Origin of the sequence: Streptomyces yaizuensis (assembly GCF_034961445.1) — a bacterium.
Lineage (GTDB): Bacteria > Actinomycetota > Actinomycetes > Streptomycetales > Streptomycetaceae > Streptomyces > Streptomyces yaizuensis.
In genome coordinates, this window is record NZ_BSBI01000011.1 from 71,781 (window position 1) to 86,631 (window position 14,851).

16 protein-coding genes and 2 pseudogenes are annotated in these 14,851 nt (G+C 70.2%); 8 read left to right on the forward strand and 10 right to left on the reverse strand.

Annotation, left to right across the window (positions count from 1 at the left end):
- The first annotated feature begins 234 nt into the window (after positions 1–234).
- A complete protein-coding gene (locus SYYSPA8_RS24590; protein ID WP_323449489.1) occupies positions 235–1,569 on the forward strand; it encodes a tetratricopeptide repeat protein in 1,335 nt (444 codons plus the stop codon).
- A 71-nt stretch (positions 1,570–1,640) separates the two neighbouring features.
- Here SYYSPA8_RS24590 and SYYSPA8_RS24595 read toward each other — a convergent pair whose 3' ends face one another.
- Positions 1,641–1,961, reverse strand: a complete 321-nt coding sequence (locus SYYSPA8_RS24595) for a hypothetical protein (protein WP_323449490.1) — start codon at positions 1,959–1,961, stop codon at positions 1,641–1,643.
- 424 nt (positions 1,962–2,385) lie between these two features.
- Here SYYSPA8_RS24595 and SYYSPA8_RS24605 point away from each other — a divergent pair, with 424 nt between their 5' ends.
- Positions 2,386–2,592: a DUF397 domain-containing protein gene (locus tag SYYSPA8_RS24605; RefSeq protein ID WP_323449492.1), complete on the forward strand. Its 207-nt coding sequence runs from the start codon at positions 2,386–2,388 to the stop codon at positions 2,590–2,592.
- A gap of 88 nt (positions 2,593–2,680) precedes the next feature.
- Here the strand turns inward: SYYSPA8_RS24605 and SYYSPA8_RS24610 are convergent.
- The 4 genes and pseudogenes from SYYSPA8_RS24610 to SYYSPA8_RS24625 all read right to left on the reverse strand — a co-directional run.
- Positions 2,681–2,896, reverse strand: a pseudogene (locus tag SYYSPA8_RS24610) (hypothetical protein); the annotation flags it as partial.
- A gap of 3 nt (positions 2,897–2,899) precedes the next feature.
- On the reverse strand, positions 2,900–3,862 hold the full coding sequence (locus SYYSPA8_RS24615; protein ID WP_323449709.1) for a haloalkane dehalogenase: 963 nt from the start codon (positions 3,860–3,862) through the stop codon (positions 2,900–2,902).
- A 30-nt stretch (positions 3,863–3,892) separates the two neighbouring features.
- A complete protein-coding gene (locus SYYSPA8_RS24620) occupies positions 3,893–4,213 on the reverse strand; it encodes a hypothetical protein (protein ID WP_323449493.1) in 321 nt (106 codons plus the stop codon).
- Entirely contained in the window at positions 4,206–4,430 is a 225-nt protein-coding gene (locus SYYSPA8_RS24625; protein WP_323449494.1) for a hypothetical protein, read from the reverse strand. Before SYYSPA8_RS24625 ends, SYYSPA8_RS24620 begins: the two co-directional genes overlap by 8 nt.
- Positions 4,431–4,621: 191 nt before the next feature.
- Between SYYSPA8_RS24625 and SYYSPA8_RS24630 the strand changes: the two genes are divergently transcribed.
- A complete protein-coding gene (locus tag SYYSPA8_RS24630; RefSeq protein ID WP_323449495.1) occupies positions 4,622–5,560 on the forward strand; it encodes an ABC transporter ATP-binding protein in 939 nt (312 codons plus the stop codon).
- Positions 5,550–6,440, forward strand: coding sequence for an ABC transporter permease (locus SYYSPA8_RS24635; RefSeq protein ID WP_323449496.1), 891 nt, complete (start codon positions 5,550–5,552; stop codon positions 6,438–6,440). Before SYYSPA8_RS24630 ends, SYYSPA8_RS24635 begins: the two co-directional genes overlap by 11 nt.
- 115 nt (positions 6,441–6,555) lie before the next feature.
- Here the strand turns inward: SYYSPA8_RS24635 and SYYSPA8_RS24640 are convergent.
- A pseudogene (locus SYYSPA8_RS24640) lies at positions 6,556–7,536 on the reverse strand (M28 family metallopeptidase); the annotation flags it as partial.
- Between the two features lie 363 nt (positions 7,537–7,899).
- Positions 7,900–8,346, reverse strand: coding sequence for a VOC family protein (locus SYYSPA8_RS24645; RefSeq protein WP_323449497.1), 447 nt, complete (start codon positions 8,344–8,346; stop codon positions 7,900–7,902).
- A 21-nt stretch (positions 8,347–8,367) separates the two neighbouring features.
- Between SYYSPA8_RS24645 and SYYSPA8_RS24650 the strand changes: the two genes are divergently transcribed.
- The gene (locus tag SYYSPA8_RS24650) at positions 8,368–8,997 is read left to right on the forward strand and encodes a CGNR zinc finger domain-containing protein (RefSeq protein ID WP_323449498.1); all 630 of its coding nucleotides are present in this window, start codon (positions 8,368–8,370) and stop codon (positions 8,995–8,997) included.
- 4 nt (positions 8,998–9,001) lie between these two features.
- Here the strand turns inward: SYYSPA8_RS24650 and SYYSPA8_RS24655 are convergent, their stop codons facing one another.
- The gene (locus tag SYYSPA8_RS24655) at positions 9,002–9,445 is read right to left on the reverse strand and encodes a winged helix-turn-helix transcriptional regulator (protein WP_323449499.1); all 444 of its coding nucleotides are present in this window, start codon (positions 9,443–9,445) and stop codon (positions 9,002–9,004) included.
- A 137-nt stretch (positions 9,446–9,582) separates the two neighbouring features.
- Here SYYSPA8_RS24655 and SYYSPA8_RS24660 point away from each other — a divergent pair, with 137 nt between their 5' ends.
- Both SYYSPA8_RS24660 and SYYSPA8_RS24665 read left to right on the forward strand, forming a co-directional pair.
- The gene (locus SYYSPA8_RS24660; protein ID WP_323449500.1) at positions 9,583–11,007 is read left to right on the forward strand and encodes an MFS transporter; all 1,425 of its coding nucleotides are present in this window, start codon (positions 9,583–9,585) and stop codon (positions 11,005–11,007) included.
- Between the two features lie 56 nt (positions 11,008–11,063).
- Entirely contained in the window at positions 11,064–11,438 is a 375-nt protein-coding gene (locus SYYSPA8_RS24665; RefSeq protein ID WP_323449501.1) for a DUF6401 family natural product biosynthesis protein, read from the forward strand.
- Positions 11,439–11,476: 38 nt separating this feature from the next.
- Here SYYSPA8_RS24665 and SYYSPA8_RS24670 read toward each other — a convergent pair whose 3' ends face one another.
- Positions 11,477–12,298: a mechanosensitive ion channel family protein gene (locus SYYSPA8_RS24670; RefSeq protein ID WP_323449502.1), complete on the reverse strand. Its 822-nt coding sequence runs from the start codon at positions 12,296–12,298 to the stop codon at positions 11,477–11,479.
- A 160-nt stretch (positions 12,299–12,458) separates the two neighbouring features.
- On the reverse strand, positions 12,459–13,469 hold the full coding sequence (gene rarD, locus SYYSPA8_RS24675; protein ID WP_323449710.1) for an EamA family transporter RarD: 1,011 nt from the start codon (positions 13,467–13,469) through the stop codon (positions 12,459–12,461).
- Positions 13,470–13,801: 332 nt separating this feature from the next.
- On the opposite strand from rarD, the gene SYYSPA8_RS24680 reads away from it, so the two are divergent.
- A complete protein-coding gene (locus SYYSPA8_RS24680; RefSeq protein WP_323449503.1) occupies positions 13,802–14,647 on the forward strand; it encodes a hypothetical protein in 846 nt (281 codons plus the stop codon).
- Positions 14,648–14,851 lie beyond the last annotated feature (204 nt).

Sequence of the window (14,851 nt, forward strand, 5' to 3'; positions counted from 1 at the left end):
GGGAGCCCAGCCCTGGGGAGGCGCGTCCCAGGGACGAAGGCCGTCACGGTGGTGGGGTACGGGGGTGTTCCCGCGACGAGAGGTGTCCCTGCTCCATCCCATGGCCTGCCTTTCGCGCCCTGTCGTTGTGTTCACGATCCAGAGAACCGGGCAACGGGCAGCGCGGGTACCGTGGAAGACGCAGCAGGCTGTAAATACAGTAAACATCGCTTCCACAATGGGAGTTGAACATCTGTGGCGACCCGGGAACCGAACACACGTCTGGCACTCCTGCATCGCGAGGCAGGGTGGACCAACAGCCAGTTCGTCATGGCGGTCAATCGCATCGGCACTGAGCGCGGAACTCCGACCAGATACCAGCACCCGTCCGTCAGCCAGTGGATCGGCGGACTCCTGCCCAAAAAGGAGACACGGCCTCTCATTCTTGAGGCGCTGACGCGGAGGCTGAAACGCCCCATCACGGCTGACAACGCCGGTTTCCCACCCACTGTCGACGCGGATTCACCCGGCATCACGGCAGGGATCATCGACCTCGGGAGCAAGGACATGCTCCCCTCCCGGCGCGGAATCACGAATGCGACCCTTTTCTCCGTCGCTCTCACCATCCCGAACTGGCAGGAAATTGTCGGGCGTATGGAAAAGACTCAGCAGGGGTCGACAGTCCGCATAGGACAATCTGACGTGGACTCGGTGATCGCCATGACTGAGCGGTTTTCTGAACTGGACGATCAATTCGGCGGACGGTACGCCAGGCCATCGGCAGCGGCCTTCCTGGTCAATATCGTCGCACCGTATCTGAGGGCGGACGCGCCGGACGCGGTGCGCAGATCCATGATGGCGGCGGCATCCGACCTCTGCTATCTCACCGGGTACATGGCGGTCGACGAGGGCCTGGAAGGGCTGGCGCAGCAGTACTACCTCAGGGCTCTGGAACTGGCGGGAGCCTCGGGGGATCACCTTACGTACTGCACAACCCTGCGGGGTATGAGTGTTCAAGCGGTCGGCCTGGGGCACGGGGGCACCGCGCTGAGGCTCGCTGATGCCGCTGCCGCAGCTTCCCCCCAAGCCGGTCCGCGAATGCGCGCCTTCCTTGCGGGGCAGCAAGCGCATGCAGCGGCCCAGTGCGGGGATTCGGTAACCGCATTGCAGTACCTCAAAGAGGCCGAAGTGGCCATGGACAAGGCGGAGTCCCGCGAAAAGACATTCGGGTCCTACGACCCCTCGGCGCTCTACTATCACATCGGTCATGTTCGGCATCAACTAGGTGATCTGCCGGGGGCGATCGAAGCGATGGGCGAGTCGGGCAGGCTCTGCTATGAAATGCGCCGGCGCTCTCGAATCAGACATCGCGCGACTCTCGCCCAGTTCCAGATTCAAAACGGGCACTTGGAGCAGGCGTGTGCAACGTGGGGTCTGGTGCTGGATGAGTATCCACTTGTGCAGAGCGGAAGGGTCGACCGGCAAGTCAAGCAGATGATTTCCGCGATCGGGCAACACGGCAGGAATCCCTACGCGAGATCTCTTTACGAGCGGGCGCGATCCTTGATTCCCGCGAGCCTGAATTCCTGAGGCAGGGGAGTTCCATGGAACCGGACAGCCCCGCCTCCCGGGTATGCCAGGGGCGGGGCTGTCCTTTGGTGTCATGCCGCCGGCGGGGCTGCCTCCAGCGGGGGCGGCGCGGGGACCACGGCGGGCGTCGCCATGCCATTCGCCGCGAGGTCGACGTGGTCCAGCACCACGCTTCGCACCAGTACACCGGGGAAGTCCTCGAAGCGGTCCAGAGCGTCCGCGATGGCGTCCGTGAGGGTTTCGGCCGGGATTACGCAGAGGAAGCCGCTGTAGCCCGGCCCCTCTTCCAGCCCGATGCCTCCCTCGTGGAAGCGGTCGAGATGGTCCAGGGTGTCTTTCTGCTCCTCGGTGAGCGGGGCGTCCAATACGAGGTTGAAGTACCAGCTACGCACAGTTCCGGTGCCTCCAGGCAAATCGGTCGATCATTTTCGCTTCTTCCCCCTGGCTCTGGGGGGTGCAGGACACCACCACGTTCTTGTTGCACGGGCAGCAGACGACCACACCCCAGCTGTGTCCCGTCCCTGTGCGCGTCACTTTGAGCCCGGCCGCCTCCGCTCGCTTCAGCGCTGCTTCGACGTCCTTCTTCTGGTGTCGGTCTCCGAGTGCCATGCCACCACGTCCTACGCGCCGGCGACGACCGAGGCTGCCGAGTCGGAGGCGAACCGCTCGAACGGGTTACGAGCCAGGCCGGTGGGCCTGATCGAGCCCACGGCGGGCACCGCCACCGTTGGTCAAGAACCGCCATCGGCTGTCAGCAGGCCCGCTCTCGCAGGCAGAGTCCGTAGCCTTGAACGAACAGCTACGAAAGGGCACTTCGTGACCACCAACTCCTCCTCTCTGCGGTGGCTCAAGTCGATTTACAGCAACGGGAACGGCAACTGCGTCGAGTGGGCCCCAGCGCACGTAGCCACTACCGGAACCGTTCCCGTCCGGGACAGCAAGTGGGCCGATGGCCCGGTCCTGATGGTTTCCGCCGACGCCTTCGCTGGACTGGTGACCATGGCCCGGTCCGCCGACCTGTAGCAGCAGAACGCATAACAGCCCCGCTCCCGCAGACCTGGGGAACGGGGCTGTCCGCTGCTGTCACACCGCCGGAGGTGCTGTTCCTAGCCGGGTACCGGACCACAGCCGGCGTCGACATCCCGTTGTGGTCGAGCGCGACCGCGTTCAGCTCAACGCTCTGAACCAGGACGCCGGGGAAGTCCTCGAAGAGCCCCGGAGCCTCCCCAATGGCCCCGGTCAGGGTCCCACCCTCGAAGAGACAACTGAGCTGTGTGTGCTCCGGGCTCTCCACACGGCCGATCCGCCCGTCGTTGAATCGGTCCAGGATCTACAGATCCCGCAGCCAGGAGGCGAGCGCTGTTCCGATGTCGTCTGGTGCGTCTTCCTGGACCATATGGCTGCCTGTGATCGTCAGATGTGTCTGGTTCGGCCATGACCGTGCGACGGCGCGGTGCGCCTCGAACATGACACCGGGGACCGACTCGATGAACAACTTGGGAATCGAAGAGGTGGCAAGCCATTCCGCATAGCGGGTGATGGTGTCGTGGACATCCTTGGGCTCGCCCGCGATGGGGACCTGACGCGGCCAGGTCAGGGTGGGCCTGCGGGATTCGCCCGGTTCGGTGTAGGGGCGCCGGTAGACGGCCATCTCCTCCTCGGAGAGCCCTCGCAGGACCTGATGGGGCAGAACGTCCTCGATGAAGAGGTTCCGGTCGAGGACCATTTCCTCCCCTGCGGTGGAGCGGATTGCCTGGAGGAACGCGGCTCCCTGGTCGGGCAGGTCGTCCCAGGAGGGAATCGTGGCCACGAAGGCTTCCATGTAGGCGATGCCCCGGACTGCGGCAGGGTTCCGGTAGGCCCAGTCGAAGCCCAGGGCCGACCCCCAGTCCTGCACCACCAGGGTCACCCGCTCGCGCACGCCCAGGGTCTGGAGGAGTTCATCCAGGTACCGGCGGTGTTCGGCGAAGCGGTAGGAGTTCGGGCCGCTGTCGGGAAGCTTGTCCGAATCGCCCATCCCGATCAGGTCCGGGGCGATACAGCGTCCCTGGTCCACCACGTACGGGATCACCTTGCGCCAGATGTAGGACGACGTCGGGTTCCCGTGCAGGAAGACGATCGGGTCGCCTTCTCCTTCATCGACGTATGCCATATCCAGGCCACCGACCTGGATCCGATGCCTCTGGTAGGGGTCCTCTGGCGAAGTCACTCCTGCTCCTTGTCCTCGGGTCCGACACGCCGTCGGCTGGTGGCGCTGGTGTAGTACACACGAAAACAGCCCCGCTCTCTTCATCAACAAGGGCGCGGAGCTGTTCCGTTGGTGTCATGCCACCGGCGGGACTGCCTCCAGCGGGGGTGGCACGGGGACCACGGCGGGGGTCGCCATGCCGTTGTCCTCAAGCGCCATTTCGTCCAACTCGACGCTGCGGACGAGCACTCCGGGGAACTCCTCGAAGCGGCTCAGCGCGTCCGCGATGGCGTCCGTGAGCGTCTCCGCCTCGATGGTGCACCAGAATTCGGCCGTATCCGGCCCCCTGACCAGGTTGGTCCGCCCATCGCAAAAACGGTCCAGGACGAACAGAGTGTCCAACTGCTCCGAGGTCAGTACATCCTGTAGATGCAGGGTGAAACGCCAGTCACGCACAGTTCTCGTGCCTCCGTGTGAATCGATCGATGTCCCGGGCCAGGTCGCCGGCGCTCCGGGGGGTGCAGTACACCGCGACATCCGCCTGACAGGGGCAGCAGAGGACGAAACCCCAGTTGTGGCCGTTCGTCTTGCGCGTCACCTTGAGTCCTGCCGCCTCCGCCCGCCTGAGCGCTGCTTCCACGTCTTTCTTCTGATGACGGTCTCCGAGTGCCATGCCACCACGTCCTACGCGCCGGCGACGGGCGAGGCCGCCGAATTGGCGGCGGACCGCTCGAACGGGTTACGAGCTGGACCGGCCGCTGTGACAAGGAACGGAACCCCGACCGGACTCCAGAGCACCCCCGTACGCTCGTCACAGCGGGGTGGACGGGTACGGGACGCGCACACGGGTACGGGGGACGACGCATGGCAGCCGCTATCGAGACGCACGGCCTCACCAAGCGCTACCGGAGCGGGCGGCTCGCCGTCGAGCGGCTGGATCTCGTCGTGCCCGAAGGGAGCGTCTTCGGCTATCTCGGGCCCAACGGATCCGGCAAGACGACCACCATCCGCATGCTCATGGGCCTGATCGAGCCCACGGCCGGCACCGCCACCGTCCTCGGCGAGCCCATGCCCCGCGCGGCCCGGACCGTCCTGCCGCAGGTGGGGGCGTTGATCGAGGGGCCGGCGCTGTACGGGTTCCTCAGTGGGCGGGACAATCTGCTCCGGTACGACGCCGCCGACCCCACCGCCGACCCCGCCACCCGCACCGCCCGGGTCGCCGCCGCGCTCGACCGGGTGGGGCTCGCGCCGGCGGCGGGACGGAAGGCCAAGGCGTACTCCCTCGGCATGAAGCAGCGGCTCGGGCTCGCCGCCGCGCTGCTCCAGCCGCGTCGGCTGCTCGTCCTGGACGAGCCGACGAACGGGCTCGACCCCCAGGGCATGCGGGAGATCCGCACCCTGGTCCGGGAACTCGCGGCGGACGGCACCACCGTCTTCCTCTCCTCCCATCTCCTCGACGAGATCGAGCAGGTCTGCACCCATGTCGCCGTGATGGCGCAGGGACGGCTGCTCACCCAGGGGCCCGTGGCCGAACTGGCCGCGCGGGCCCGGGGGCGGCTCACCGTGACCACCCCCGACACCGGGCAGGCGGCCCGCGTGCTCAAGGAGCTGGGGGTCGCGGGGGTGACCGTCCAGGACGACGCCACCGTGACCGGGGAGCCACCGGGGGAGGGGACGGAGCTGTCCGACCTCACCGCCGCGCTGGTCCGCGACGGGGTACGCCTACGGGGCTTCGGGATCGAACGGGCCTCACTGGAGGACGCGTTCGTCGCACTCACCGGGGAGGGTTTCGATGTCGCCTGAGGCGAGGACCGCACAGCAGGCCCCGGCACCCGGCGCGCTGTGGACGCTCGGGCTCTTCCGCTCCGAGCTGCTGATCACCCTGCGCCGCGTGCGCACCCTCGCGCTCCTCGGGGTGCTGGCCGCCGTCCCCGTACTCATCGGCGTCGCCATCCGGATCGAGACCGGCGACGGCGGCTCCGTCGGCGGCGGCGACGGAGCCGACGGCGGCGGGCCCGCCTTCGTCGCCCAGGTCACCAACAACGGTCTCTTCCTGGTGTTCGCCGCGCTCGCCGCCACCCTGCCCGTGTTCCTCCCCATGGCGGTCGGAGTCGTCGCCGGTGACGCCATCGCCGGTGAGGCGAGCGCCGGCACCCTGCGCTATCTGCTCGTGGCCCCGGCCGGCCGGAGTCGGCTGCTGCTCGCCAAGTACGTCAGCACGCTCGTGTTCTGCCTGGTGGCGACCCTGGTGGTGGCCCTCTCGGCGCTGGCGGCCGGCGCGCTGCTCTTCCCGCTCGGGGACGTCACCACCATCTCCGGCACCACGATCCCGTTCAGCGAGGGACTGCTGAGGGCCGGGCTGATCGTGGCCGTCGTCACGGCCTCGCTCGCCGGGCTCGCCGCGCTCGGGCTCTTCGTCTCGACGCTCACCGGCAGCGGGGTCACAGCGATGGCGACGACGGTGGGAGTCCTGATCACCGCGCAGATCCTGGGCACGGTGCCGCAGCTGGACGCGATCCACCCGTATCTCTTCCCGCACTACTGGATGTCGTTCGCCGATCTGCTGCGGGACCCCGTCCACCTGGACGACATCCAGCGGAACCTCGGGCTCCAGCTGCTCTGGACGGTCGTCTTCGGGTCGGCGGCCTGGGCCCGCTTCACCTCCCGGGACATCACCTCCTGAAGGCCTGGGAGCGGACGCGACTGCATGCGTGTGCAGTAGGTGCACACGCATGCAGTCTGTGGGGGGCGGCGGTGCGGTTGGTCGATCAGCGCCCGGTGCCGAGGCCGGAGCGGGCGGTCGCGCCGCCCACGGTCCAGATGGCGTGGGCGATGGCGTCGCTGTTGCGGTTGAGCGCGGTGTCGTTGATGTTCGCGGTGTTGTCGCACGCGCGGTGGTAGCAGCGGTCGAACGCCACACCGGCGCTCCCGCCCCACTTCGCCGCCTGTGCCGCCGACTTGAGCCGTCCCGCGCCGGCGAAGAGGCCGCCGACCGTGATCCCGACGTTCTTGAACGAGGCGTGGTCGGAGCGGCCGTCACCCTCGGTCTCGATCTCGGTGGGGACGCCGAGAGTGGCGAAGTAGGTCTTGAAGACGTTCTCCAGGGCGACGTTGTCGTCGTAGACGAAATAGCCCGGGTTGGGCGACCCGATCATGTCGAAGTTGAGGTACGCGGAGACCTTGGCCCGCTCGGCCGACGGCAGGCTGTTCACGTAGTACCGGGAGCCGACGAGACCCAGTTCCTCCGCGCCCCACCACGCGAACCGCAGATGCTTGGTGGTCTGGAGCTGGGCACGGGAGACGGCGAGCGCGGTCTCCAGGACGGCGGCGGAGCCCGAGGCGTTGTCGCTGATCCCGGCGCCCGCGCTGACGGAGTCGAGGTGCGCCCCGGCCATCAGGACCTGGCCCGGGTCGCCGCCGGGCCAGTCCGCGATGAGGTTGTACCCGGTGGCCCCGCCGGTGGTGAACTGCTGCACCGTGGTGACGAATCCGGCGGCGTCCAGCTTGCCCTTCACATAGTTGACCGAGGCCAGATAGCCGGGCCGGCCGTGGGCCCGGCTGCCGCCGTTGGCGGTGGCGATCGACTGGAACTGCGTCAGATGCGCCTTCACATTGGCGAGGGGGATGTCGGGCGCGGCGAGCGCGGAGACGGGGATGCCGGCCGGGACACTGCCTGGGGCGCCTGGTGCGGCCGTGGCCGCCGGCGTCGCGGAGGCGAGCAGCCCGGCCAGGGCTATGACGGCCGCTGCGGCGGCACGCCGGGGCGTGGTGAGCTTCATGGGGTGGCTCCGTGTTCCGTGTGGGGACAGGACGGAAGGGCGCGACGCCTCGGATCGGCGGATTCCAGGCGCTGGAGCGGCGGTGCGGGTGTGCGGCATGGCACCAGGTGCCATGAGGGGCCGGCGGATCGGTGCGGCGGGTGCACTGAGTGCGTGGTGCGTCCCCAGAGTTCAGCGAGACTTCGGCCGACCGTCAAGGGCGGAAACCGGTCAGTTACGTTCGTATAGAGGACAGTTATGACCCCTTGCGGGTACGGGGTACCGGCGCGGGGCGGCGCCCGCACCGACGCCGGGGCCCTCCGTGGCGCCGCGTCTTCCGTCCCGTCGCAGCCCGTTCCCCCGGGGCCCGGCGGCCCGTACCGGTCACTCCACGCAGAACTCGTTCCCCTCGGGGTCGGCCATGGTGGTCCAGCTCCCCATCGGCTGGTCCTGCCGGTACAGGACGGTCGCCCCGAGCGCCGTCAGCCGGGCGACCTCCTCCTCTCGGCGCTCCGGCCCGACATGGACATCGAGGTGGAGCCGGTTCTTCGTGGTCTTGCTCTCCGGCACGCGCTGGAAGAGCAGCCGGCGGCCCAGCCCGACGCCTTTCTCGTCCACCGGGTCGTCCGGATGGCGGACGGCGGCGAAATCGCGCCAGACCTCCCGGTCGTACGCCTCGGTGGTCGACCCCTCGGGGAGGTGCCCCTGCTCCCTGAGCCGCTGGATGAGCGAGCTGTGGTCCTCGATCCCGTAACCGAGGGCACGGCCCCAGAAGTCGGCCTGCGCGATGGGGTCCTGGGCGTCGATCGTGAGCTTCCAGTGCAGCGTCATGAAACCAGTTATAGTGGTTACATGATGGCAGCGGCAAGAGGATTCGTCCTGCGTACGCGAGACGGACACAGCTTTCGTTTCGACGCCGGGGCGCTCTGTCTTGAGCTGCTGCTCACCGGCGGGCCGGGCCCGCTGGCCCCCTTCGACACCCTGCACACCCCCGCCGATCTGGTGCGCTGGGCCGGTGACAGCCGCCTTCCGGCAGGGCTCGACCCGGTGGTGACGGAGGCCGAGCTGACGGCCGCGCGGGCGCTCCGCGACGCTGTCTACGGGATCACCATGGCCCGGATCGCCGGCCGGAAAGCGTCAGTCGCCGATCTCTCCGTGGTCAACGAAGCCGCCGCACTGCCCCCGCCCGTGCCCTGCCTCACCCCGGCGGGGGAGCGCGGCTGGGTGCCCGGGGCCGGCGGGTCCCAGCTGCTCTCGGCGGTCGCGCGGGACGCGGTGGAGCTGTTCAGCGGGCCGTACGCGGAACGGGTGCGGGAGTGCGGCGCGGGGGACTGCCGGCTGCTGTTCGTGGACACCTCGCGGCCCGGCCGCCGCCGCTGGTGCTCGATGGAGCGGTGCGGCAACCGTCACAAGGTGCGCGCGCACCGGGCCCGGCCGACGGCCGCCGACCCCAACCCGAACCCCGGCAGCGCGGAGGGCTGAACGGTCAGCAGTCCTGCTCCGCCGTACGCGTGTCGTAGTCGGCCCGCGCCGCCGCGATCTCGTGCTGGTGCTCCTCGGTCCAGGTGACGAGCGAGCGGATCGTCGTGTGCAGCGTGCAGCCGAGCGGGGTCAGCGCGTACTCCACCCGGGGCGGCACCACCGGGTGTACCGTCCGCGTCACCAGCCCGTCCCGCTCCAGCTGACGCAGGGTCACGGTCAGCATCCGCTGGCTGATGCCGTCGATCTCCCGGCGCAGCTCCGTGAAGCGCAGTACCCGGCTGTCGAGCAGCGCGATCACCAGCAGTGACCACTTGTCCGCCACCCGGTCGAGGATCTGACGGACCTCGCAGCCCTCCCGGGTGTCCCACTGGAACGGGTCCGGGTCGCCGCTGTCGGTGAAGTCGGTCACCGCCGCGTGCCTCGGTGACTTCGAAGTGCCTACTTCCATGACCGGTCATGCTGCCGCAGGATCGAGACGGTTACAAGAGGGAACCGGCCCCACGGGAAGTAACCGGGCACGGCCGCGCACACCCCCTCTCTCTGCTCTCCCCGACTCTCCCTCCCTCTTTCTCGCGGAGCCCTGCCATGCCCTCGAAACCCCTCCCGCCCCCCGCGTCCCCAGCCCTCCCCGGGCGGCCCTGGGCCCTGCTGCTCGTCCTCTGCGGCGCGATCTTCCTGGAGGGCATCGATGTCGCCATGCTCGCCATAGCCGTCCCCGAGATCCGGGCCGACCTCGGCCTGTCGACCGCCACGGCCGCCTGGGTGATCAGCGCGTACGTCATCGGGTACGCGGGCTTCACCCTCCTCGGCGGGCGCGCCGCCGACCTGCTGGGCCGCCGCCGGATGTTCCTCGGCTGGCTCGTCGTCTTCCTGGTCTTCTCCGCCCTCGGCGGGGTGGCCACCGAAGGCTGGATGCTGATCGTCTCCCGCTTCGTGACCGGCGTGGCCTCCGCGTTCATGACCCCCGCGTCGCTGTCGGTGATCACCACCTCGTACCCGGAGGGCCCCCGGCGGAACAAGGCGCTGCTGATCTTCGCCGGCACCTCCGCCGGCGGCTTCTCCCTCGGCCTCGTCATCGGCGGACTGCTCACCCAGTTCGGCTGGCGCTGGGTCTTCTTCGCGCCGGTGCTGCTCGCCGCCGCCATCCTGCTGGCCGCCGTCCGGCTGATCCCCCGGGACCGGCCGGCCGTCCGGCAGGGCGGCTTCGACCTGGCGGGCGCGGCCTCGGGGGCGGGCGCGATGGTGGTCCTGACCTACGGGATCGTCCGCCTGGAGCACGGACTCGACGGCTGGGTCCTCACCCTCGCCGCGATCGGCGCCGGCCTGCTGCTGCTCTCCGTCTTCGTCGTGGTCGAACGCCGGTCCCCCGCCCCGCTGGTGCGCCTCGGGATCCTTCGCCGGGGTCAGCTGGTCCGGGCGGACCTGGGCGCGATGATGCTCTTCGGCGGCTTCTTCGGCTTCCAGTTCATGCTCACCCTCTACCTCCAGGAACTCCGGGGCTGGTCCTCCCTGGAGACCTCGTTCGCGCTGCTGCTGATGGGCGTGGACGTACTGCTCGCGCCGACCGTCACCCCCCTGCTGGTGAACCGGTACGGCCACGGCCGGGTGATCTTCTCCGGCTTTGTGCTGGCCGCCGTCGCGTACGTCCTCTTCCTGCCGGTCGGCAGCGACTGGACCTACCCGATGATGGTGCCGACCCTGCTGCTCCTGGGGCTCTCCTTCGGCCTGGCGTACGGGCCGCTGACCATCGCCGCGACGGACGGGGTCGACCCCTCGGAACAGGGGCTGGCCGGTGGGCTGATCACCACCGCGAACCAGTTCGGCGCGGCGGTCGGGGTCGCCCTCGTCACGGCGGTGCACGGTCTTTCGGGCACCGGGCTCGACGCCTTCCGGGCCTCGCTCGTGGTCCCGGTGGCGATGGCGGTGACGGGTCTGGCGCTCTCGGCGCCGGGGCTGCGTACGGGCGCTCGTGTGACCGGCCCCGGACCTGTCCCTGTTCCCAGGGCCTAGGTGTGTGCGACCAAGCTCACGCCGGCCGGTGGCCCGGCGGACCGTACGGTGGGGCAATGGACAATTCCCCCACCGGTGGCCAGGTCGGACCGCCGTCCGACTGCCCGCTGGTGGGGGTGGTCGCGACCTATCTGCCCCGGCTCTCGGAGTTCGCCTTCGAGCCGGGGCTCGTCGCCGAGGTCGACCAGCACGCGGCCGCCGTCCGGGACGCCCTGCTGCCCGGCCCCCGGCGGTCCGCCGCCGGCCCCGTGCGGGCCGGGGCCGCGGTGAGCACCCCCGTACGCCGGGAGGATCTGAGCGACTACGTCCTCGGCTTCACCGACTGGCTCACCGAGACCGGCTGGACCGAGCCGGTGGGACACGACTTCGCCACGCTGCGGCTGACGGCGGTCTGCTGGCTGGTACGGGAGTACGACCTGCTCTCGCCGTGAGCCGTGAGCCGTGAGGCGCGGATCGCGAACGGGGAGGCTCACATCGGGTCGATGTTCTCCCGGCCCCCCGGCTCCTGGCCGGGTCCGCGCCGGCCCGTCGTGCGGGTGTCCGGCGCCGGCCGGCCCGTCTGGGCGTCGGCCCGGCCCCGCTGGTACGCGCTGATGTTGTCCCGCGCCGTCGCCGACTCCTGCTCGGCCCGGGCGAGCCAGCGGTCCCACCGCGCGCGCATCGGGTTGATCAGACCGCCGCCCACGCCCACGATGAGGATGCCGGCGACGGTGGCGAGCACGGCCGTGAGCACCGGGCCGGTGACGGAGGTCGCGATCCCCGCCTGCCCCAGGGCCGCGATGATGCCGAGCCCGACGATGAACGCCCAGGCCACGGTGGCCAGGACCCGGCCGTACGACTGCCCGCCCAGCGCTCCCGTGATGATGTCGCGGACCGCGCGGGCGATGGCCATGGCCACCACGACGATCACCAGCGCGACGATGGCCCTGGGGATCCAGGCCACCACGGCGTTGATCATGTCGCTGATGGGGTTGGGGCCGAAGGCCCCGAAGGCCAGTTGCAGCACGATCAGCAGCAGACCGTAGTAGATGATCTTGGTGAGGATGCCGGTCGCGTCGTACTTCGAACCGCGCAGCGCGTTGGCCGTCCCGCTGCGTTCGGCCAGGCGCTCGAAGCCCACCCGCCGCAGCACCTTGTCCACCACCCTGGCTATCAGCTTCGCGATGAACCAGCCGATGAGGAGGATGGCGAGGAAGGCGATGAACTTCGGGATGAACCGGGCCACGGCGGACCACGCCTCGGTGAAGCCCTGACTGAAGTCCACCGAGAGGGCGAGGGGGGACTGGGACATGACGCACTCACTCCGTCCGCTGAGCGGGTCCCGCTCTCCGGGGCCTGGACTTCGGTCGTAACACCGGGGCACGGGGTGGGGCCCGCGCCCGGGGCCGGGGATAGGCCGGTGGAGTGGAAATTGATGAGCCGGAGGGCGGGAGTGTCAGGGGGTGGGAGCGTCAGGAGGTGGCGCGGTCGCCGTCCCGGGCCGCCTCGACGGCCGCAGCGCCGGTGACGGCCTCCACGGCCTCCACGACCACCCCGTCCGCGCTCTGAATCGGAACCGGTACCGGGACCGGAAGCTGAGCAACGGGCTCCGGGAGCGGTCCTGCGGCAGCGGCCAGACGTACCGCCTCCGCCTTGTTCTTTCGGGCCGTGTGGAGCGCGTCCCAGGTCAGAGCGATCAGCGCCAGCCAGACCAGACCGAAGCCCGCCCAGCGCTCCGGCGGCATGGCCTCCTTGAAGTACAGGATCCCCAGCAGGAACTGGAACGTCGGCGCCAGATACTGGAGCAGCCCCAGTGTGGACAGCGGCACCCGTATCGCCGCCGCGCCGAAGAAGACCAGCGGTACGGCGGTCACCAGCCCCGTGACGGCGAGCAGCACCGCGTGCCCGGCGCCCTCGGTGCCGAAGGTGGTGTCGCCCCGGGAGCCGAGCCAGAGCAGGAAGCCCAGCGCGGGCAGGAACAGGACGGCGGTCTCCGCCGCCAGCGACTCCAGGCCCCCGAGGTTGACCTTCTTCTTCACCAGTCCGTAGGTCGCGAAGGAGCAGGCCAGGATCAGCGAGATCCACGGCGGCCGGCCGGCGGCGATCGCGAGCACCAGCACGGCGGCCAGGCCGGTGCCCACCGCCGCCCACTGCACGGGCCGCAGCCGCTCCTTCAGCAGGAGCACCCCCATGGCTATCGTCACCAGGGGGTTGATGAAGTAGCCGAGGGACGCCTCGACGACCCGGCCGGTGTTGACGGACCAGATGTAGACGCCCCAGTTGACGCTGATCACGGTGGCGGCGGCCGTGATCAGGCCCAGCTTGCGGGGGTCGGCCAGCAACTCCCGTACCCAGCGGCCGCGCCGCACCACGAGCAGCGCGAGCGCCACCACGGCGAGCGACCAGACCATCCGCTGGGCGAGGATCTCCAGCGCGCCCGCCGGCTTGAGCAGGGGCCAGAAGAGGGGGACGAGCCCCCACATGCCGTAGGCGCCGATTCCGTAGAGCAGTCCCGCGCGGTGTTCGCCGTCCGGCTTCACTGGACTCACTGGATCTCCCGTCCCCTGCGCTCGCACCCCCCTTGACGGTACGCGCGCGGGAGGCGGGCTGTCATACCCGTATCGCATGACGGTACTGGCACCTCGGTCCGCCGGAGAACGGGCCGCCCGACCGTCGGGAACCAGCCGCTCGTACCAGGCGTCACTGCTGGCGCTCAGCCAGTGGCCGGGACGCGCACCGGAGGGGAGGCCGGGTCCGGTTGCGGGACGGGCCCTGTGATCGTCACGACTCTGGGGGAACGTGTGGTGGGGCGACCATGAGGTACGGGAGAGCGACGCGCGCCGTCGGCGGCGCACTGGCGGGAGCGCTGCTCTGGACGGGCTGCGCGGGACCCGCGGGGGACGGTGCCGGGAAGCCGGGCGGTGAGGCACTGCGGCCGGCCGCCGCGAGCACGGGCACGGGCACGGAGGCGGGTACGGGCACGGAGGCGGGTACGGGCGCGAGTCCGACGCCGTCGGGGCTGGGCTTCGACCCCGACCCGGAGCGGCTGCCCCGGACGGCGGCGCAGGCCCGCGAACTGGCGGAGGCGGTGGTCGCCGGGCCCGATCTGTGGGGTCCCGGCTATGTCCGGCGGAGCCCGCATCTGAGCCCGCCGGGGTCCTGGCCGGTGCTGGACGAGCGGTGCGTGTGGCAGGGCGGCACGCTCCCGGACACGGTGCTTGCGAGCGTCACGGCCTACAGCGAGCTGCCGGCGGCGGCCGGCAGGGGCCCGCTCCGGGTCGCCGCGACCGTCACCGTGCACCGCGATGTCCGGGCGGCCGACTGGGAGATGGCCGGGACGCTGGAGGAGGCGCTGCGGTGCCCCGACCAGAAGCTGCGGGACGGCGAGCGGGTCAGCGGGCTGTCGTCGATCGGCACGGCGTTCGGCAGCGGGACGAATCTGACGGCGGAGGACTCGCTCGGTGAGATCGGGAAGTACACGACCGGCGAGTTCCCGGGGACGCACACGTACGGCTGGTTCCAGTCACGGATGGGGCAGGTGACGATGGCCGCCGTCACGAAGGGGGCCGAGGGGCACCGGGATCCGGACGTCCACAAGGCGCGGGCGCAGGCCCTGACGGGGATGCTCAGCCGTGTCGAGAAGCGTCTGGAGGCACGGTGACCAGCTCGGAGGAAGGCCTGCCGGAGGAAGGCCTGCCGGAGGGTGGCCGGCCGGAGGGTGGCCGGCCGGGGGGCAATCGGCCCGGGGACGGCCCCGCGCGGGACGGCCGTTCGCAGGAGGCAGGGGCGCAGGGCTCGGACTCGCAGGACGCGGGGCCGGGGGATCCTCGCGAACCAGGTCCACCGCCTGCCGCGCCCGAGCACT